At 52.7% G+C, this 19,210-nt stretch carries 19 protein-coding genes; 6 read left to right on the top strand and 13 right to left on the bottom strand.

The features are described 5' to 3' along the window. Window positions 1-22: 22 nt before the first annotated feature. The gene (locus CWE14_RS04315) at window positions 23-655 is read right to left on the bottom strand and encodes a c-type cytochrome (RefSeq protein ID WP_126798267.1); all 633 of its coding nucleotides are present in this window, start codon (window positions 653-655) and stop codon (window positions 23-25) included. A 189-nt stretch (window positions 656-844) separates the two neighbouring features. On the opposite strand from CWE14_RS04315, the gene yihA reads away from it, so the two are divergent. Together yihA and CWE14_RS04305 are read left to right on the top strand one after the other, a co-directional pair. Next, window positions 845-1,489, top strand: a complete 645-nt coding sequence (gene yihA / locus CWE14_RS04310) for a ribosome biogenesis GTP-binding protein YihA/YsxC (protein WP_126798266.1) — start codon at window positions 845-847, stop codon at window positions 1,487-1,489. Beyond that, window positions 1,467-2,432: a DMT family transporter gene (locus CWE14_RS04305; protein WP_126798265.1), complete on the top strand. Its 966-nt coding sequence runs from the start codon at window positions 1,467-1,469 to the stop codon at window positions 2,430-2,432. Before yihA ends, CWE14_RS04305 begins: the two co-directional genes overlap by 23 nt. Here the strand turns inward: CWE14_RS04305 and polA are convergent. The 5 genes from polA to aroE form a co-directional block, all read right to left on the bottom strand. Beyond that, complete coding sequence (gene polA / locus CWE14_RS04300; protein WP_126798264.1) at window positions 2,429-5,212, bottom strand: DNA polymerase I; 2,784 nt, start codon at window positions 5,210-5,212, stop codon at window positions 2,429-2,431. The genes CWE14_RS04305 and polA overlap by 4 nt on opposite strands. 411 nt (window positions 5,213-5,623) lie before the next feature. Next, window positions 5,624-6,817: a YdgA family protein gene (locus CWE14_RS04295; RefSeq protein WP_126798263.1), complete on the bottom strand. Its 1,194-nt coding sequence runs from the start codon at window positions 6,815-6,817 to the stop codon at window positions 5,624-5,626. Window positions 6,818-6,855: 38 nt separating this feature from the next. After that, window positions 6,856-7,575 carry a TetR/AcrR family transcriptional regulator gene (locus CWE14_RS04290; protein ID WP_126798262.1) on the bottom strand — a complete coding sequence of 240 codons (720 nt, stop codon included), beginning with the start codon at window positions 7,573-7,575 and terminating at the stop codon, window positions 6,856-6,858. A gap of 27 nt (window positions 7,576-7,602) precedes the next feature. Beyond that, a complete protein-coding gene (locus CWE14_RS04285; protein WP_126798261.1) occupies window positions 7,603-9,525 on the bottom strand; it encodes an SLC13 family permease in 1,923 nt (640 codons plus the stop codon). Window positions 9,526-9,587: 62 nt separating this feature from the next. Next, window positions 9,588-10,394, bottom strand: coding sequence for a shikimate dehydrogenase (aroE, locus tag CWE14_RS04280; protein WP_126798260.1), 807 nt, complete (start codon window positions 10,392-10,394; stop codon window positions 9,588-9,590). Between aroE and CWE14_RS04275 the strand changes: the two genes are divergently transcribed. Beyond that, window positions 10,393-10,812 (top strand): group II truncated hemoglobin, encoded by a 420-nt coding sequence (locus CWE14_RS04275; RefSeq protein ID WP_126798259.1) that lies wholly within the window; start codon window positions 10,393-10,395, stop codon window positions 10,810-10,812. The two genes, aroE and CWE14_RS04275, sit on opposite strands and share 2 nt — an antisense overlap. 7 nt (window positions 10,813-10,819) lie before the next feature. Here CWE14_RS04275 and CWE14_RS04270 read toward each other — a convergent pair whose 3' ends face one another. From CWE14_RS04270 to dprA, 7 genes are all read right to left on the bottom strand, one after another. Continuing rightward, complete coding sequence (locus CWE14_RS04270; RefSeq protein WP_126798258.1) at window positions 10,820-11,515, bottom strand: hypothetical protein; 696 nt, start codon at window positions 11,513-11,515, stop codon at window positions 10,820-10,822. A gap of 27 nt (window positions 11,516-11,542) precedes the next feature. Beyond that, window positions 11,543-12,385, bottom strand: coding sequence for a pseudouridine synthase (locus tag CWE14_RS04265; protein WP_126798257.1), 843 nt, complete (start codon window positions 12,383-12,385; stop codon window positions 11,543-11,545). Next, window positions 12,382-13,365 carry an oxygen-dependent coproporphyrinogen oxidase gene (hemF, locus tag CWE14_RS04260; protein WP_126798256.1) on the bottom strand — a complete coding sequence of 328 codons (984 nt, stop codon included), beginning with the start codon at window positions 13,363-13,365 and terminating at the stop codon, window positions 12,382-12,384. The genes CWE14_RS04265 and hemF overlap by 4 nt, the downstream gene beginning before the upstream one ends. Next, a complete protein-coding gene (gene tsaC, locus CWE14_RS04255; protein ID WP_241972319.1) occupies window positions 13,365-13,928 on the bottom strand; it encodes an L-threonylcarbamoyladenylate synthase type 1 TsaC in 564 nt (187 codons plus the stop codon). Before tsaC ends, hemF begins: the two co-directional genes overlap by 1 nt. 101 nt (window positions 13,929-14,029) lie before the next feature. After that, a complete protein-coding gene (locus CWE14_RS04250) occupies window positions 14,030-14,587 on the bottom strand; it encodes a DNA topoisomerase family protein (RefSeq protein ID WP_126798255.1) in 558 nt (185 codons plus the stop codon). A gap of 3 nt (window positions 14,588-14,590) precedes the next feature. Beyond that, the gene (locus tag CWE14_RS04245; protein ID WP_126798254.1) at window positions 14,591-15,064 is read right to left on the bottom strand and encodes a DUF494 family protein; all 474 of its coding nucleotides are present in this window, start codon (window positions 15,062-15,064) and stop codon (window positions 14,591-14,593) included. Between the two features lie 3 nt (window positions 15,065-15,067). Continuing rightward, the gene (gene dprA / locus CWE14_RS04240; protein WP_198676533.1) at window positions 15,068-16,192 is read right to left on the bottom strand and encodes a DNA-processing protein DprA; all 1,125 of its coding nucleotides are present in this window, start codon (window positions 16,190-16,192) and stop codon (window positions 15,068-15,070) included. A gap of 179 nt (window positions 16,193-16,371) precedes the next feature. Between dprA and def the strand changes: the two genes are divergently transcribed. The 3 genes from def to rsmB are packed head-to-tail and all read left to right on the top strand — an operon-like array spanning window position 16,372 to window position 19,193. Next, window positions 16,372-16,884: a peptide deformylase gene (gene def / locus CWE14_RS04235; protein ID WP_126788854.1), complete on the top strand. Its 513-nt coding sequence runs from the start codon at window positions 16,372-16,374 to the stop codon at window positions 16,882-16,884. Window positions 16,885-16,887: 3 nt separating this feature from the next. Then, a complete protein-coding gene (gene fmt, locus CWE14_RS04230; protein ID WP_126798252.1) occupies window positions 16,888-17,853 on the top strand; it encodes a methionyl-tRNA formyltransferase in 966 nt (321 codons plus the stop codon). Continuing rightward, entirely contained in the window at window positions 17,850-19,193 is a 1,344-nt protein-coding gene (rsmB, locus tag CWE14_RS04225; protein WP_126798251.1) for a 16S rRNA (cytosine(967)-C(5))-methyltransferase RsmB, read from the top strand. Before fmt ends, rsmB begins: the two co-directional genes overlap by 4 nt. Window positions 19,194-19,210 lie beyond the last annotated feature (17 nt).

The raw sequence follows: 19,210 nt of genomic DNA, 5'->3' as shown, positions 1-19,210 counted from the left end.
TTAGCTAATCGTCATTTAGCTATTAATAAAGACCGCTGATGTAACGAGACAGCAGTTCAATGTCTTCGTCTGATAAACGGCTGGCAATGTCACGCATCATTGCGTTGGGATCATTGCTTCGCTCTTCACTACGGAACTGCTCAAGTGCAGTGCGCGTGTAGGCTGCATGCTGGCCGCTAATCATTGGGAATGCTGCCAGCCCCATGCCGTTACCGCGCGGCCCATGGCAGGCTGCACAAGCTGTAATGCCACGCTCTTCGTCCCCACCCATATACAGAGCCTGCGCCTGAGCCTGCTCTTCTTCACTCAGGTCGGTACCGATAATCTCATGTTCCTGTGCAGCGAAGTATGCTGCCAGATCACGAATGTCCTGCTCACTTAAACCTGCAACCTGGTCGGCCATCAGTACGTTATAGCGACCACGCTCGCCCTGGCTTTCATTGCCAGTCTGGAAATCGTGCAACTGTTTAATTGTGTATTTATTATGCTGCCCGGCAATAGTCGGAAAATCTCCGCTTGGGCTGTTCCCGTCTGCGCCATGACAAGCTGCACATGTTTGCGTCAATTCCTGACCGCGCTCGATATCACCTTCTTCTGCCAAGGCTGCATTGCTGGCAAAAAGTACTACACCACATAAAATCGCGAATTTCTTCATGACTTGATCTCTGCATCCATTATGGGCATCCGCCCAGACTTAAAGTCGCTGTTAACGTACTAAACTGGCATACATTTTACACGATTCTCGGCATGAATAAATGCCTAATCCCACCGAGTGTACAATGGATTAGCTGAACGGCACGAAATCCGGCATAATAGCCGCCCAATTTCTGTGCAGAGGTGTAGCGTGACAGATTCAGTAATAAATTTTGGTCAGGCCCAATTTCTGACCAGTGCCCCCGATATCCGTAAGCTCCCTGCTGACCAAGGCATTGAAGTGGCGTTTGCAGGTCGTTCCAACGCCGGTAAGAGTAGTGCGCTCAATGCATTAACACGGCAACGCCAGCTAGCCCGCACCAGTAAAACGCCAGGCCGTACTCAGCTTATTAATGTGTTTACCTTGTCCGATCACCAGCGTTTGATTGACTTACCTGGGTATGGTTTTGCCAAAGTACCGCTTGAAGTCAAACTTAAATGGCAAAAGTCCCTTGGTGAATACCTTCAGATGCGTGACTGTCTGCGTGGCTTGGTGGTGCTGATGGATATCCGCCACCCATTTAAAGATCTCGACCAGGAACTCATTCACTGGGCGGTCGAAAGCGACATTCCAGTCCTGGCGGTGCTAACCAAAGCAGACAAACTTAAATCCGGGGCACGAAAAAAGGCGCTGATGGATGCTGAAGAAGCAGTTCCTGGCTTTGGTGGGGATGTCCGGGTTATTACCTTTAGCTCGTTAAACAAACATGGTTTGCCTGAGCTTGAATCAACCCTAAATAGCTGGCTTACCCAACCTGTTGGCACAAGAGAGAATGACACCGCACACGATGACTAATTATCCGCTTTCTACCTGGTTGAAATTACTACTCCTGGCTCTTGTCTGGGGTAGCTCTTTCATGCTGATTAAGAAAGGCTTGTTGAGCTACACGCCAACCGAAGTCGCGGCGTTACGCCTGGCTGCGGCAGCCGCTGCGCTAGCCCCGTTCGCTCTGTGGCGGCTGCGTACGGTAAAAGGTAAGCAGTGGCTGGTGCTGTTATCGGTGGGCATGACGGGTAGCCTGCTCCCTGCTTTCCTGTTTGCATTTGCGCAAACCCAGCTGGATAGCGGTGTAACTGGCACCTTAAATGCCTTAACCCCGCTCTTCACCCTGATTATTGGCGCCCTGCTATTCTCTCAATGGGTCAGTCGCCGCACCATCATAGGCCTGGGTATTGGCTTCGCTGGCACCTTGCTGCTGGTTTTAGTCCAGGGCAATGGCCAGGTGGCTCTAAATGCCTACGCGTTATTCATTGTATTGGCCACATTATGTTACGGCCTTAACCTGAATTTCATCAAAAACTACTTGCCTAATTTGAGTCCGGTCACCATTACCGGGGTTTCATTATTGATGGTACTGCCAGTGGCTGTGCTGTATTTAGCCGGCCCGGCCGACGTCGTCAACAAGCTCGCGAGCGGGCCGCAAGCCTGGTGGTCACTGCTGGCTGTAGTCACCCTGGGCGTCATCGGCACAGCACTGGCCTTGGTCCTATTTAACCACCTGGTACAAATAGCCAGCGCCATTTTCGCCAGCTCAGTAACCTACTTGATCCCCATTGTGGCCATCACCTTAGGTGTGCTTGATGGCGAACTGATTTCTATCTACCAGGTTGCGGGGATGGTGTTGATCCTATTCGGCGTCTGGTCGGCGAACCGCCAGCCAAGTACCCCGGTCGCCGGGGCGAATGCCGCCACGGTCAGTGAAAGTCTGGACGATCTAGAAGCCGACGAAGCGCGCTAATGCGCTTCGTCCCAATTATCACCAATTCCAGCTTCAGCAACCAGCGGTACATCCAGCTCAGCGGCCTCTTCCATCACTGAACAAAGAGCGGGCACAATCCGATCCAGGGCCTCTTCTTTTATTTCAAAAACCAGTTCATCGTGAACCTGCATGGTCATGAAAACCTCGTCCTGTTGCGGCTGTTTCGCTAACCAGTCGGCGACTTTAATCATCGCTCGTTTGATTATATCGGCCGCAGTACCTTGCATGGGTGCGTTAATTGCAGCCCGCTCGGCAGCCTTCTTGCGAGGAATATTACGCGCTTTAATTTCGGGCAAATACAGTCGACGACCGTACAGGGTCTCGACATAGCCTTTATCCGCCGCCTGCAGGCGGGTACGCTCCATATAATCCTGAACACCAGGGAAGCGTTCAAAATAGGTGTCCATGTAATGTTGCGCGTCATTCCGCCCGATGCCGAGTTGCCGCGCCAGCCCAAAGGCTGACATGCCATAGATTAAGCCGAAATTGACCGCTTTGGCACTGCGTCGTTGCTCGCTGCTAACCGACTCAAGAGGCACTCCAAAAACTTCCGCTGCGGTGGCGCTATGGATATCGAGCCCTTTGGCAAAGGCGTCGAGCAGGCTTTTATCCTGCGATAAGTGCGCCATGATACGAAGTTCAATCTGACTGTAATCGATCGCCACCACTTTGTACCCGGCAGGCGCGATAAATGCTTTACGAACACGGCGTCCCGCCTCATTTCGTATCGGTATATTCTGCAGGTTCGGATCACTGGACGACAAACGCCCGGTGGCCGCGACAGCCTGGTGGTAGGAGGTATGAATTCGCTGCGTGGTACGATTCATGACTTTTGGTAGCTTGTCAGTATACGTCGATTTGAGCTTGGCCATACCACGGTGTTTCAGAATTAAATCCGGCAGCGGGTAGTCCAGTGCCAGTTCCTGCAATACTTCCTCAGCGGTACTTGGTGCCCCTTTGGGCGTCTTTTTGCGTACCGGCAGTTCGAGCTTTTCGAAAAGTATGGTCTGCAGCTGCTTGGTCGAGTTTAGATTAAACTCCTCCCCCGCAATGGCAAACGCCTCTTCCTCAATCTGGCGCAGAGCCAGTTCAAGCTCTTTACTCTGGATGGCTAGTAAGCCAGGGTCCACCACCACACCGCGACGTTCCATGCCCGCCAGAATACTGAGCACGGGCAATTCCATGTCGACTAACACCGAACGCAGGCCAGGCTCGTCCTGCAGACGTTGCCATAAAGCATGATGCAAACGCAGCGTGACATCCGCATCTTCGGCAGCGTAAGGCGCCGCCTCATCTAACCCTATCTGATTAAAGGTTAGTTGCTTGGCGCCTTTGCCTGCCACGTCTGTAAAAGAAATGGTTTTATGATTCAGGTATTGCAGACTTAGCGTATCCATATCGTGCCGTGAACTAACGCTATTCAGCACATAGGAGGCCAACATGGTGTCATTAAGGATGCCGCGTAAACCAATGCCATAGTTAGCCAGAATATGCATATCGTATTTCAGGTTCTGACCTACCTTGCGCGGCGTCGGGTCTTCCAGTAATGGTTTCAGCTCAGCCAGCACCCAGTCCATATCCAGCTGTGCAGGCGCGTCCAGATAGTCGTGGGCTAATGGCAGGTAGGCCGCTTCGCCTTCCTGCACAGCAAACGACAAGCCAACCAAGCGCGCATCCATGTAGTTAAGACTGGTTGTTTCAGTGTCCAGGGCAAACACTTCGGCCGCCTTCAGCTTCTCCAGCCAGCGAGTGAAAGCCTCTTTGCTTAGTATGGTTTCGTACGCACTGGTATCGATGGTGGCGGTCTTGGTGTCGATGTCGCTACCCGCTTTGCGTTCGTCAGGCGCGAGCCCCAGTGCCTGGTCAGTCGCTGCGCCCTGCTCAAGTACTTCGCCCAGCCAGCGACGAAACTCGCACTGTCCATAGAGCTGCACCAAGGCCTCAGTATCTGCAGGCTGAATGGTTAATTCGTCCGGCTTCATGCTCAGGCTAACATTTTCATCAATGGTGGCTAACTCGCGTGACAGCAACAACTGCTCTTTGTATTCCATAAGCTTTTTCGGCATGCTTTTGGCGCCGCGAAAGCTGAGTTCAGTCAGTTTCTCCGGCGCTTCCAGCATCGCATCAATACTCTGCATGCCCTGCAACATCGCCTGCGCTGTTTTATCGCCGACTCCCGGCAGACCGGGAATGTTGTCCGAACTGTCGCCCATCAGTGCCAGGTAATCAATAATCTGCTCTGGCGACACACCAAATTTGCTTTTCACACCCTCGATGTCGGTAATAGTATCGGACATGGTATTGATTAGAATGGTATGTTCACCAACCAACTGCGCCATGTCTTTATCGCCAGTGCTGATCAGGGTCAAGCGGCCTTCTTTCTCTGCTTGGCGGGCCAGCGTGCCAATGACGTCATCGGCTTCGACACCATCGATGCATAGCAAAGGTAACCCCATCGCCTGGACAATTTCGTGCAATGGCGCAATCTGACTACGCAAGTCATCGGGCATCGGAGGCCGGTTCGCTTTGTACTCTGCATAAAGGTCATTGCGAAATGTTTTACCTTTAGCATCAAAGACCACTGCCATATGGCTTGGTTTGTAGCGCTTCAACAGGCTGCGCAGCATGTTGACCACACCGTAGATCGCACCAGTCGGTTCACCAGCACTATTGGTCAGATGGGGAGGCGCATGGTAAGCGCGAAACAGGTACGAGGAACCATCGACCAGAATAAAAGGGTTTTCAGGGATCTGGGTCATAGCAAAGCCGTCTGATTAAAGAAGTTATATAGCGTATAGGATGCCACAAGGCGGCTCTTTTCACCATGTTGGTGCGAGCTTGAAGTAATCTGAATAAGCTGTGGATAACTCTGTGGGCAAAACAAAGGCACCGTCTCCGTCAAAAAACAAGGATCCAGTGGGAAGTTATCATAATTTACTGATTTATAAGGCTTTACGGCTGTAGCCTTTGGTATAAGCAGGTCGTTTTTTTAGTAACTTCTGCTTACTTTAGACTGTGGATACTGCATAGAACACACTGCATGTTCTGTCCTGGTCATTTTCATTCTGTCCCGCTACAGGGTCTAACTAAGCGGGTCGATAAGACTACCACAGGGGGGAATAAGCGCCAGCAATTTTTTGCGATAAAAAGGCCGGCGCTTATAGCAAGAATTAATGAGCCGGTAAATCCAGGGCTTCGCCGTTGATACTAAGCTCACCATCCTCTAATTCAATTAACCAGGGTAACTCACCGCTAATGACTCCGCTTAAAGGCATCATCAGCATTTGCGGTAAATCAAGAACGTTCAATCGACCATTGAGATAGTCACCAAACTCAGCATCCTCTGTACGCGGAAAGCCTTCACGCAACCAAAACTCACCGTTGGCTTCAACCCGACCAAAATCCTTGATCGTAGTTTGCAGTTGCTTAATGATTAGCTTGCCGTCATTTTGCTGAGTTGCTTCCAGTAAAGCGAAATCTGCGCCTTCCTGATCAGCATTTTGCTGGAACTGCTGAAACGCTGCGAATGGAATATTTTCGACCAGGACATCTAACTCGAGATCGGCCATAAAGCCCATGTAATCGATTTCTTCGACCGACAGATCAGACTCGAACTGAAGATTGTCACCAACCCGCTCTACCCGGATCTCATTCACAAGCTGGCTCAGGCTCATCTGGGCCTGATCATCAGCATTATTGAATGCAACATACTCAATACCGGATTCGCCCGTACTCAGCAGAAGCTCACCGTCGTCCGGGTGAAGCCGCGTTTGAGCAGAAAAATGCAGCCCCTCAAAATACACACCCTCTTTCGCATGAGACTGCTGCGTCGGCGTCACACGCAACCATTCAACCCGCGCCTGGCTATGCTGCTCGTCTTCTTTCAACACAACATCCAGCGCAAAAGGTGCTGCCATCAACACAATATCAGAGGCCTCATCAGCCATTTCAATCGCCGGCACCTGGTAGCTCAGGCGCGCTCCGCCCAGCCCGACACGGCCATCGACAATAATAGGTTCGCCATTTAGCATGCGGGCATTAATCGACTCACCGCCTAACGATGCTTCAAGCTCACCGGCTACCGCCGCACCCAAAGCCCCATGACGAAGACGCATGGTGTGAGTAATCACCAGGTTACCCAGCGGCTCTGCGTCCATTTGCACGGTAACCAAGCCTTCTGAACTCCAGAAGCCAGTTTCAGTCCATTCAATCTCTAAATCCACTTCAGGTGACTGATTGGCATACGTCTGGAACTGCTCGCTGGCAACCTCTCGCGCTTTCGAGCCAGTGATACCGACCAGTGTCAGGTACACAGCAACCCCAATTACAAGTAGCGCTACCACCCATTTTGCTATACGACTCATGAATATCCCTTCTCTTTTTTAGTAAATTAGGTTAACTGTTAATTTCTGCGGAACAGGCGGTTAAGCACACCTGGTCCTTGCTCGTGCTTGCGCTGTTCATCAATAAAGTTGCGCCAGAGTTGCTCTAAAGCATGCCTGGTTACCCTTTCAAAGTCAGGTTGTAAGACCTTGAAACCAGGCCCTCGTAATAACTTCGCAATACTCGATGGCGGGTTACAGACCTGCCATTGGCCAAGGATAAACGCGTAGCTTTGCATTAGCATGGGTTCAACTTCTTCACTGAACTTATCCGATAGCTTAAAGTGCTCGCGGATTGCTTTGCCGCAGCGTTTAAAGCGTTGCGCCAGCTTGGTCTTGTAAGACAACAACTCTTTGCTATCGATGTTCAGCTCGATCACCGAATGACTTAAACTCGCCAGTGGCCACAAATTAGGTTGTCGCTCTGTGAACGCCATCAACGCGTCGACTAGTTTATCAACTTCATCCCCGCCAACGTAGCTTAATTGTTTTTCAATATGTTGCAGCCAGTCATACAGCTCATCTTCCAGCAACGCCAGATAGATTGATTCTTTGGTATCGAAGTAGATATAGGTGGTCCCTTTCGAAACCCCGGCCCGTGTCGCTATCGCGTTCATGGTCGGCAACGCGCCTGGCTTTGCCAGAAAAAGTTCCAACGCTGACTGGACAATACTGTCCCGGCGACGGTCCTTCTCTTTAGCCGTACGGGCGCGTTGTTTGTCGCCAAGTACATTGCTCATCTGTTACCTCATCTATCGCGGTTGCATTTACAATGGCCAGAACAGCAGCAGCGCTGGAATGCCGACGCACAAGACTATCACTTCTAAGGGCACACCGAGGCGCCAGTAGTCACCAAATTTAAACCCACCCGGCCCAAGAATCAGGGTGTTATTCTGGTGACCTATCGGGGTCAGAAAGGCACAGGATGCGCCGATTGCCACTGCCATCAAAAACGTGTCGCTATTCACACTAAGGGCGGTCGCACTACTCAGTGCTATAGGACACATGACCGCCGCAGTAGCCGCATTATTCATAAAATCCGACAACACCATGGTAATAATTAAAATCGCAGTCAGTGCGATAATGGCATTTTCCTGCGCCACCACAGCAAGCAAAAAGTTCGCCAGCAAGTCTGCGGTGCCGGTACTGGTCATGGCGCCAGCAACCGGGATCAAAGCCGCTAATAACACGATCACTGGCCAGTCAATTGCCGAGTATATCTTACGCGGCGCTACCACTTTCAATGCCATCACAGCCAGCGTACCCGCGGCAAAGGTAATTGCAGCTGGAAGCAAGCCAAATGCAGCACCTGCAATAGACCCGGCCATCACCAGGCTGGCCAGCATCGCTTTACGTTTGTTTGGAACGCGAATCGAGCGCTCCGCCAACGGCACACAACCAAACACCGATGCAAACTCTGCCAGCGCCTCGGAGTCGCCTTGCATCAGTAGTACATCACCAGCCCGAAGCCGCGTGTGCCGTATGCGCCGAATATTATGAGTACCCTGGCGTGAAACCGCCAGTAAATTTACCGAATAACGGGTCCGCAATGCCAGCTCGCTGGCGGCGCGCCCGATAATGTCACCATCCGGTAACACCGCCAGTTCCAGTAACACCACATCCCCCGCCGCTTTTTGCCGCGCGTCTTCTTTTTCATCCGCTGTCTGGTCTTCATCATCCAGCGCTTCAGTACCCCGCGAGTAAGCAGTCACCCGACGCCCCATAAAGGCCTTCGGTTTTACTTTCGGCGACGGATTCACTGCGTCCTCTTCATCTCCGTTGTCCTCATCGCGTTTGGGTCGCTGACTTTCTTCAAGTTTTAACCCCAGGCTAGACAACGCAGCACCAAGGCTTTCCGGATCCGCTTCAATGACCAGAACATCTTCTGCTTTCAAACGACGCTGAGGATGCGGAGCCGTCACTTGTTCATTGCCACGTAAAATCCCGACCACCTGCGCATCGTGTTCGTCTAACGATTTTTCCAGCTCATTAATGCGCAGCCCTTCGGCTTTACTGCCTTCACGAACCCTGACTTCGGTAATGTACGCCGCAGTGTCGAAGCCTGAGGCATCGGCCCGCTCCCGCGCCGGCACTAAACGCCAGCCAAGTAAGGCAACAAACACCACACCGGCGAGAGCAATTAAAGCCCCGACCGGCGTGTAATCAAACATAGCAAAACCTGATTGCCCGTTTTCGATACGAAATCCGGAAACTATCAGGTTGGGAGGGGTACCAATCAAGGTGGTCATGCCGCCAAGAATTGAGCCGAACGAAACCGGCATCAGTACGCGGCCAGGCGGGAGCTGCAAGCGGCTGGCTAACTGAATAGCAATGGGCATCAGAAGCGCCATCGCTCCGACGTTATTCATAAAGGCTGACATCAGCGTGGCGAGCCCCGTCAGCATTGCAATACTAAAGGTCGGCCCGGACTGCTTAGGAAGGACTTTTTGTGCCAGCACGTCAACAGCACCGGATGCCTGGAGTGCACTGCTTAACACCAACACACAGGCCACGGTGATAACTGCAGGGTGGCCAAACCCAGTAAATGCAATGTCTGCCGGCACCAGGCCGAGAAAGACGCAGGCGAGCAACGCCCCCAGCGCAACCATGTCATGGCGCCAGTTGCCCCAAATAAACATTATCATGGCAGCCAGCAATACCAGCAAAATCAGAATTTGGTCGAGGTTCATAGCGCGCCGTTAGTATCCTTTTTGCCTTAGCTTAGCAGTATCGCAAAAAAAGCTCGCTCGTTTTACACGCGCAGTGCTTGCAACGCCTGTTCAATGTCGGCCTTAACACCGGTCCACAGCTTAAAACTGGCGGCGCCCTGAGCAACCAGCATACCCAGTCCATCACTAGCCTGAGCAGATTTATTTAACAGCGAACGGGCTGTTTGCAGAAAAGGCGCCGCGGCATCCGCGTAACTCAAATCGTAAGCCAGCCGGGCCTCAGCAAACCACTCGGCGCGTAGATTCGCGACCTGACCGCCGTGACCTCCCGCGGAGGCATTTATAATAATATCAAACGAGGCCCGTTCATCGGTCTCGGCATAGCAACGCAAGCGTTCATCAGCAAACCATTCAACAAGCCGTTGTGCTCTCTCAACCGTCCGGTTGTTGATAACAACGCTCGCCGGACTAGCCTCCAGTATGGGTTGCAGAATCCCCTGTACCGCGCCGCCAGCGCCGAGGATCAAAATTCGATTACCTGCAATCGAACCGAGCAAACGCTCGAGGTCCGTTAACAGACCCTCACCATCGGTGTTGTCTGCCAGCAAGCTATTGTTTTTGTACAAGAGTGTATTCGCAGCACCCGCCCGCAATGCTCGCGGGGTCGCCTGGTCAGCCAGCGACAGCGCCGTTTGTTTATGCGGTAAGGTAATATTGGCGCCGACACCACCGGCGGCGAAAAATTCACGGAGCTGGTGGGCGAAGGTTGCACTGGGTGCTAAAATGGCGCGGTAATCGACTGTCAGCCCTGCCTGTTGCGCAAACAACTGATGCAATCTGGGAGACAAGCTGTGCGCGATAGGATCGCCAAAAACCGCCAGAGGTATCATGTTTTCTCGCTTTTTTACTAAATCTAAGACAGAGGACCCGTACGCAGGCTCGCAATATAGCCAGCTTGGCGGAGACCCCGGCGTCGAGGCCATGGCCAATCGATTCTACGATATCATGGAAAGCGATCCGGCTGTGCACGCTTTACTGGCGTTGCATCCGCAACCGCTCGATAGCGTTCGAGGGCGTTTCTTTGACTTTCTCAGCGGCTGGTTGGGCGGGCCGCAACGCTTTGTCGAAAAGTATGGCCATCCACGTTTACGCGCTCGCCATTTGCCTTTTAAGATCGACGAGAGCATGCGTGACCAGTGGCTTTACTGCATGTATCAGGTCATTGACGAGCAAGTTGATGACACCCTGCTTAAGCAGCAGTTACGTGCTCAGTTCACTCAACTTGCTCATCACATGATCAACAGCTAAGCCGCTATCAGTCTTTTTCCTGCTTTGCTTTCAAGCGTTCAATACGACCCTGGTAGCCTGTTTTAGTGCCATCTTTCAGACCATAATCCAGTGCTTGCTCACAGACCGAAATGGCTTCGGCATACTGCCCGCGTTCACCCAGCACACTGGCATAATGCTTGAACGTACTCACCTGCGGTAACTTACCACCATTAACCTGCGCCAATCGCTCCCGGATATGCTCGAACTCATCCAGGTGTGCCTGTGCATAATGCATCAGTGCAATCCGGCCTTGCTCTGTATTGCGTTCGCGATAGCAGGTATCGACAATTTGCTGGTACAAACGATGTCGCGCTAACGGATCGGTTGTTTCGGCCAGCCCCGCCGCCTGCGGTTCTACTTCGCTCGGTACTGACGGCGCGCTGTTGGTAGCAACACCGGCTCCGGCTGCACGTTCAAGGTCACTCTTGGTAGCCTCACCAGCCTTCTCCATATGTGCTTTTTCGGCCGCTTTGACGGTCGCTTGTTGCGCTTCCGTCTCACCAGCATCGGAGGCTTCAATCGCAGTACTGCTAGTTTCTTCTGTTCTGGTTGTCTCTGTTGTCGTAGTCTCTGCTGAGTGCGTAACAGGTTCACTATTATTCACCTGGCGTTTAACCACTATACTTCTGGCCACTATTGCCACGACAGCAATAACAGCAACGAACATTAAAAAGTTAATCATCGGTAGAGTCCCATTTACCAATGCAGATTAACGTTTGCGGGCACGAAATCCTGGTTTACCCCGTTTCTCTGCGGTTTTTGCCTTGGCTCCGCGTGGTGACCGCGCCTTTGACGGACGTTGTTGCACCACAGGTGGCCGAGAAGCTTCTTCTGTTTTTATAGAGTGAGATAGCACCCGCTCCAGTACTGCTAACTCCTTCCCGGCTAGTTGCCGGTACTCACCTACGGCCAGGTCGCCTAACGCAATGTGCATAATACGCACCCGTTTCAAAGTGACCACTTCGTGACCAAGGTATTCAGCCATACGCCGAATTTGCCGGTTTAACCCCTGGGTTAAAACGATACGCAGGGTTCGACCGGAGATGCGTTCCGCAACACAAGGTTTGGTTACGGTATCCAGGATCGGTACGCCACTGCGCATCTGTTGCAAGAAGGCATCATCGAATCGTTCCGCTAAGGTAACTATGTATTCTTTCTCATGTTCGTTACCTGCGCGCAATATTTTGTTTACAATATCACCATCATTAGTGAGTAAAATCAAACCTTCTGATGGCCGGTCGAGCCGACCCACCGGAAAAATGCGCTGCGAATACCCCACCGCATCTACAATATTGCTGCGAACTTTTCGCTCTGTGGTGCAGGTCACACCAACGGGCTTGTGGTAAGCAAGATAAACGCGGTCAGGCTTTTTGCCCAGTGGTTTACCCCGCACCTCGACTCGGTCATCCGGCCCCACGCGGACGCCCATCTCGGCCACCGCGCCATTCACTTTGACCGCCCCTTCGGCGATTAACCTGTCCGCTTCACGCCGTGAGCAAATGCCCGTTTCGCTGATCCATTTATTCAGACGGGTACCGTTCGCATCGCTCACTTTAGCCAGTCCTGTGGTTGCAGATATCGTTCATACAGACGTGCTTCGTCGCTGTTTTCTTGCGGTTGATACATATACTCCCAACGCGCCAGCGGCGGCATCGACATCAGAATCGACTCTGTTCGGCCACCCGTTTGCAAACCAAACAGCGTTCCGCGGTCATACACAAGGTTGAATTCGACATAACGGCCACGGCGATACAGTTGGAAGTCCCGCTGCTGCTCGGTGTAGGGCTCGTTTTTACGGGCTTCCACGATAGGAACATAGGCTTTGACAAAATGGTCACCCACCGAGCGCATCAGGCCAAAGGCATGTTCAAAATCAAGTTCGCCGCCTGGGTTGGTGTTCAAGTCATCAAAGAACAGCCCACCAACGCCCCGTGTCTCGTTGCGGTGCGGAAGGTAAAAGTAGTCGTCGCACCAGTGTTTAAACTTGTCATAATAATCAGAGCCAAACGGGTCACACGCGGCTTTTGCAGTTTGATGCCAGTGGATAACGTCGTCTTCGCGGGGATAAAAAGGCGTTAAATCAAAGCCACCACCAAACCACCAGACCGGGGCTTCACCGTCTTTTTCAGCGATGAAAAACCGGACATTGGCATGGCTGGTTGGAATATGCGGATTGTTCGGGTGCAGCACCAGCGACACACCACAGGCATGAAAACTTCGTCCGGCAAGTTCTGGACGATGCGCTGTTGCCGACGCTGGCATAGTCGCCCCATAGACATGGGAGAAGTTGACACCGCCCTGCTCGAACACCGCGCCGTTTTTGATAATTCGCGAGCGGCCGCCACCACCTTCTTGCCGCGTCCAGCTGTCTTCTTCAAACTGTGCCTTGCCATCTGCGGCGGCCAACGTATGGCAGATATGATCCTGTAACTCAAGCAGATACGTCTTCACCTGTGCCAGATAGCCATGCTCATGACTGGGCTGTTGGGCAGTGGCCGGTGACTGAGCTTGCGATTCAAAGCGGTCAGACATTAGCGCAGTACCTTATTGGTCAATGGGTTAATAATAGTGCTCGGGGTCGTGGCGCCACCCACAGGTGCATCCATCACCCACGCCACCTGATCACTGAACTGCTGGCGGACTTCGTCTGCTGTGGTGCATGGCGCTTTGCCGCTTACGTTGGCACTGGTTGACACCAGCGCTGTACCCAGGGTTTTGCAAAGTTGCCGGGCAGGTTCGAAGGCGGTAACTCTGACCGCTATGGTGTCATGCTCCCCACGCAAAAATTTAGGGACATCATCACGAGCCGGCAGCACCAAAGTGGTGTGGCCAGGCCAATGGGAAAGCACTTTAAAGCGAACATCCTGGCCAATTTTGCGGTCATCCACATAATCGAGCAACTGACTGTAATTGGCCGCAATCAAGATCAGCCCTTTTGCCGCATCGCGCTGTTTCAATGCCAGCAACTTACGTACGGCGACTTCATCATAGGGGGCACAGCCCAGGCCGAACACAGCCTCTGTCGGATACGCGATTACGCCATGATTCAACAATGCCTCACGGGCTTCAACGAATTGCTCTAACTGCTCGTTCACCGGGGGTTCTCCTTAATCGCGCTAACGTTGAGCCTGTTATTTTTGCAGGTATAGCGCGGGACAATCGCGCGTTTAACAAAACACAGGTGAATAGTTGGTTATTATAAAGGCTTTGACTTGTAATCGCAGGTCTTTTGCGGACAACTCAGGCGTTTACCTGCGGCAGATGCTTTTTCCACCAGAACCGGATAACCACAGTCCGGACAGGGCTGTGCAACTGGTTTTTGATTGAGCGCGAACTTGCAGCTTGGGTATCGGTTACATGGGTAAAAGTGTTTACCAAATTTATTCGTTCGTTCAACCAACTGACCCTTGCCGCATTGCGGGCAGTCACACAATGGGCTTTCAGGATCTGGCTCCGGATCTGCCATGTAGTCACACAACGGAAATCCACTACAACCGATAAAGAACCCATAACGGCCTTTTTTCAGTAACAGGGGTTTTTCACACAGGGGGCAAAAGCTATCAGGCAGAGGCTCGGGAGAGAATGCCTCTTCTTCATGCAGAGATCGGGTATATGTGCACTGGGGGTACGATTTACACCCCCAAAAGCTGTTTTGGCCAATATGCTTAATAACTAAAGAGCCCTGACAACGAGGACAGGGCTCCGAGTTATTCGACTCAGCCAACTCAAATAAGGTATCGTCGCGTCGACTCATAGCCTAGTGGAGGAAGCCTTCTGGCTCTTCAAACAGTAACCCTTCCATTTGCGAGTAGGCATCTTCCCGACCCGGCACATTGAAAAGTACCATCAGCACGACCCATTTAAGGTCTTCCAGACTAAACTGCTTGGCATCCAGCTCCATTACCCGATCCATCACCATCTCACGGGTGCTGAAATCGAGTACGCCGATTTGCCCGAGGTACATCAGGAAGCCCTGGCTCGAGGTATCTAAGCGCGCCTGCTCATCGGCGGTAAATACCCGATACGCGGCCTGGGGCGACGTTTGCAGATAGGGTGTTTTACCGCTGTCCTGTAAGTCCGCAAGACGCTCTAGCCACGCCAGTGCTTTATTGATTTCCTGGTGGTGAAACCCGGCCCGAGTTAACTCATCGGTCAGTTCTTCGTGGTCGACAACCACTTCCATTTCTGAATGAATGTAGTTCTCAAACAAGTACATGAGGATATCAAACATCGCTTATTCCCTCCTCACCCTGACATACCCGCCAGGAACTGCTGTTACCCATCCATCCAACTCAAGACTGATGAGCTGGTTCATAACCTCGGCCACTGGCAGGCGGGTACGTTCGACCAGGCTGTCAACGGACGTGGTCTCAAATCCTACGTTAGCTAACATTTGCTCGTTTGCCAAGCACGGCTTGCCAGTTGCACGCTTTCCTACTATATCGGGCCGCAAGGCTAAAACTTCAAGCGGCGTATTGCAAACTAGTGGCGGCAATTCATCTAAAATGTCCTGACCACAGGTAATTAGTTTAGCACCCTGCTGGATTAAGCTGTGATTCCCGGCGTAACTACTTTGGGTAATGGGCCCGGGGACTGCCATCACGCTGCGATTTTGCTCTAGTGCGAAGCGTGCCGTCGCCAGGGAACCGCTGCGAGCGCTGGCTTCGCACACCAGCACCGCCTGGCTAAGACCACTTATAATACGGTTACGGCGTAGAAAATGATCGCTTCGCGCCGCCGTGCCAGGGAAAAATTCACTTACCACCAGGCCATCGTTGCGCAATTGGTGGTACAAATCGCGCTGCCGTGGGGGATAACAGATATCTGGCCCGGTCCCTAACACAGCTATGGTTACCCCTCCTGCACTAAGTGCAGTTCGGTGCGCTGCCGCGTCGACCCCCATCGCCATTCCGCTACAGATCCCCCACCCTGCAGCAACCAGCTCCGCGCTTAGCTGTTCGGTTTGCTCGAGACCATAAGGGGACGCCCGGCGACTGCCCACAACGGCAATCAGGGGGTTACCAAGTCGCGCTACATCACCCTCAACAAACAGCAACGGCGGAGCGCGATCAATCTGCCTCAGGTGCTCAGGGTATTCGCTGCACGCCTGGCTAACCACCGCGCGCTGCTCCCCTTCTTCAAGCCAGCCTACAACGGCCTTTAGCACCTGCGCGGAGCAGCCCGGAAACTGTTGACGCCAGAACGAGGTCAACCCGTCCAACGGCTCTTTCTCGTTGCCACCGACAACGATGCGGTGCTTTTCAAGCAGCTTTAATAAAGATCTCGGCGCCAGAGTGAACGAAATCCAGTCGCTTAGCGCGGCCACTAAAAGTTTTGCCTCAGTATTTGCATTTAGCATCGAACATCCTTGTTTCACCATTTGTGGAAACATATATAGTCAGACAAATTAGCGACATCACAAGGGCGGCACTAGGATTTACGCGCCGTACAGGTTAAAATTAAGCCATTGCGTGTGGTGTTCTCTGAAACCCTGTAACCACACGTCCGAAAGCAATTGCAAGTGAGGCACTATTACCCATGGCGAAGTTAGACATTTTACAATACCCGGATGAGCGTTTACGCACCGTCGCGAAGCCTGTTGGCGAGGTAGATGACGGGCTGCGAGCTACCATCGACGCCATGTTCGAAACCATGTATGAGTCGAACGGGGTTGGCCTGGCGGCCACTCAGGTCGATGTACACAAACGTTTTTTTATTGCCGACTGTTCAGAAAACAACGACCAACCACTGGTTTTCATTAATCCTGACATTATTCAACGCGACGGGATGCATGAAAATGAGGAAGGCTGTCTGAGCTTTCCAAATGTTTACGCAAAAGTGGAACGTGCCAGTACGGTCACGGTTAAAGCGCTGGATCGGAATGGTGATGAATTCGAAATGGAAGCTGAAGGTCTGCTCGCGATTTGCATTCAGCACGAAATAGACCATCTTGAAGGCAAGCTGTTTGTTGACTATTTATCGCCACTGAAGCGCAGTCGCATTCGCAAAAAGTTAGAGAAAGAAGCCAAACTGGCAGCGCGCCACGCATAGAGGATTAGCATCGTGCGAATTATTTTTGCCGGAACTCCGGACTTTGCAGCGCGTCATCTAGACGCGCTTATTCATTCTGAGCACGACATTGTCGCCGTTTATACTCAACCAGACCGACCCGCAGGGCGCGGTAAAAAGCTCCAGCCGAGCGCCGTTAAAACCTTAGCACTGACCCATCAGCTCAAACTTGAACAACCTGCAAGTCTTAAAGATGAAGATGCGCAGCGCCTGCTCGCCGACTATGAAGCCGATTTAATGGTGGTGGTGGCATACGGATTGCTTTTACCCCAGGCCGTTCTGGATGTTCCACGCCTGGGCTGCATTAATGTGCATGGTTCGTTACTCCCGCGCTGGCGTGGAGCGGCCCCAATCCAACGTGCCATCTGGGCGGGTGATGAAGTAACCGGGATCACGATTATGCAAATGGATGCCGGACTCGACACAGGCCCAATGCTACTTAAGCATAGCGTCGCCATTGACCCTCAGGAAACATCCGCCACTCTGTATAGCAAGTTAGCCGAGTTCGGTCCTCAGGCTTTATTGGAAGCGGTCACCAAGCTTGAACAGGGAGGGCTGGACGCTGAACCTCAGGATGACAGCGCGGCGACCTACGCCAAAAAACTGCATAAAGATGAAGCGCGGATTAACTGGCAGGACAATAGCGCGGTATTTATTGAGCGTTGTGTGCGCGCCTTTAACCCCTGGCCTGGCACCGAATTCAGCATTGAAGGCCAGCGCTTTAAAGTCTGGCACGCTAAGGTTGTTGAAGCGAAGGCCGATCAGCCTGCCGGCACTATTGTGTCAGCGGATAAACGCGGGATCTGTATTGCCACCAGCGACGGCCAGTTGAATATCACTCAGCTCCAGCCACCCGGTAAGAAGGCAATGGCCGCTGCCGATGTACTCAACGCGCGCGCCGATCTGTTTCGCCCGGGCAAGCAACTTGATCAGGCCGGGGCAACGCAATGAGCCAATCCCGTGCGGGAGCATCCGGCGCGCCAGCACGTGCCGCTGCAGCCTCAGCGTTACAGCAGGTGCTTCAGCATCAGCGTTCGTTAAATGTGGCTTTGCCTGAAGCGGCGCAGAAGTTTAAGCTCACTGCGGCCGACAAAGGCCTGGCTCAGGCCATCGCCTTCGGTGTGCTGCGTGACTTACCGACACTCGAGTGGTTAGTTGCCCAGCTCGTCGATAAACCGCTCAAACCAAAGGTGCGCATTGTTCACTACCTTTTACTGGCTGGCCTCTACCAATTGCGCAGCATGCGCACCGCGAGCCACGCCGCTATCTCTGCCACCGTTGATGGCGCAGTGCTGGTGCGCCAGCAAGGTCTTAAAGGCCTGATTAACGCAGTACTGCGCAGCTACCAGCGCAAACAGGATGAGTGTGAAGCTGAGATAAATACAGCGAGCGAATTAAGCGGTAACCATCCAGGCTGGATTAAAAAACGTTTGCAGCAGCGTTACCCGCAAAGTTGGTCGCAAATAATCGCCGCCAATCAGCAACAGCCGCCAATGTGGCTGCGGGTAAATGCTCGCCATCACAACGCAACCTCGTACCAGGCATTGTTGACCGAGGCAGGCATTGAAAGTCATAGCTACCCCGGACTTGATCACGGATTGCGTCTTCAGCAACCACTCGATGTCGCAACCCTGCCAGGCTTTTCCGAGGGGTGGGTGTCAGTCCAGGACGCCGCCGCTCAGTTTGCAGCCCCTTTATTGGGCGCCCAGCCGGCTGAACGGATACTGGATGCTTGCGCGGCTCCGGGCGGAAAAAGTGCGCATATACTTGAAGGTGCGGCGTGTGAACTGACCGCTCTGGATATCGAAGCGAGTCGCCTTGAACGGGTCAAAGACAATCTTCAACGACTGGCCCTTAACGCAACCATCGTCGAAGCCGATGCCACCGCCAACGACTGGTGGGATGGCGAGCTGTTTGACCGTATTCTGCTTGATGCACCCTGTTCGGCGACGGGTGTTATTCGCCGCCACCCCGACATTAAGTGGTTACGCAGAGAAAGTGATATAGCGGATCTGAGTGACCTGCAGCAAACAATACTGACTAACCTTTGGTCGATGCTGAAGCCAGGCGGACAGTTACTCTACGCGACCTGCTCGGTGCTGCCTGAAGAGAATCACCAGCAAATTACCCATTTTATTGACGCAAACAGCGATGCCGAGTGGGACGAATTGCCTCCCCCCCCTGCCTGGCTGGCGGTCGACCCGCTTGCCAGCAAAGGCTGGCAGTTGCTGCCGAAAATCGATGGACATGACGGCTTTTATTATGCACGCTTGAAAAAGCAGCAGCATTAATGGCATAGGATATACCC

Source organism: Aliidiomarina soli, from assembly GCF_003986975.1.
Classification (GTDB): Bacteria; Pseudomonadota; Gammaproteobacteria; order Enterobacterales; family Alteromonadaceae; genus Aliidiomarina; species Aliidiomarina soli.
This window is presented reverse-complemented; position numbering and strand designations above follow the sequence as displayed.

Excerpts from the sequence above, each read along its gene's own strand:
- CWE14_RS04315 (WP_126798267.1), bottom strand. The coding sequence starts at position 655 with ATGAAGAAATTCGCGATTTTATGTGGTGTAGTACTTTTTGCCAGCAAT.
- CWE14_RS04305 (WP_126798265.1), top strand. The coding sequence starts at position 1,467 with ATGACACCGCACACGATGACTAATTATCCGCTTTCTACCTGGTTGAAA.
- polA (WP_126798264.1), bottom strand. The coding sequence starts at position 5,212 with ATGACCCAGATCCCTGAAAACCCTTTTATTCTGGTCGATGGTTCCTCG.
- CWE14_RS04295 (WP_126798263.1), bottom strand. The coding sequence starts at position 6,817 with ATGAGTCGTATAGCAAAATGGGTGGTAGCGCTACTTGTAATTGGGGTT.
- CWE14_RS04290 (WP_126798262.1), bottom strand. The coding sequence starts at position 7,575 with ATGAGCAATGTACTTGGCGACAAACAACGCGCCCGTACGGCTAAAGAG.
- CWE14_RS04285 (WP_126798261.1), bottom strand. The coding sequence starts at position 9,525 with ATGAACCTCGACCAAATTCTGATTTTGCTGGTATTGCTGGCTGCCATG.
- CWE14_RS04275 (WP_126798259.1), top strand. The coding sequence starts at position 10,393 with ATGTTTTCTCGCTTTTTTACTAAATCTAAGACAGAGGACCCGTACGCA.
- aroE (WP_126798260.1), bottom strand. The coding sequence starts at position 10,394 with ATGATACCTCTGGCGGTTTTTGGCGATCCTATCGCGCACAGCTTGTCT.
- CWE14_RS04270 (WP_126798258.1), bottom strand. The coding sequence starts at position 11,515 with ATGATTAACTTTTTAATGTTCGTTGCTGTTATTGCTGTCGTGGCAATA.
- hemF (WP_126798256.1), bottom strand. The coding sequence starts at position 13,365 with ATGTCTGACCGCTTTGAATCGCAAGCTCAGTCACCGGCCACTGCCCAA.
- CWE14_RS04250 (WP_126798255.1), bottom strand. The coding sequence starts at position 14,587 with ATGAGTCGACGCGACGATACCTTATTTGAGTTGGCTGAGTCGAATAAC.
- CWE14_RS04245 (WP_126798254.1), bottom strand. The coding sequence starts at position 15,064 with ATGTTTGATATCCTCATGTACTTGTTTGAGAACTACATTCATTCAGAA.
- dprA (WP_198676533.1), bottom strand. The coding sequence starts at position 16,192 with ATGCTAAATGCAAATACTGAGGCAAAACTTTTAGTGGCCGCGCTAAGC.
- def (WP_126788854.1), top strand. The coding sequence starts at position 16,372 with ATGGCGAAGTTAGACATTTTACAATACCCGGATGAGCGTTTACGCACC.
- rsmB (WP_126798251.1), top strand. The coding sequence starts at position 17,850 with ATGAGCCAATCCCGTGCGGGAGCATCCGGCGCGCCAGCACGTGCCGCT.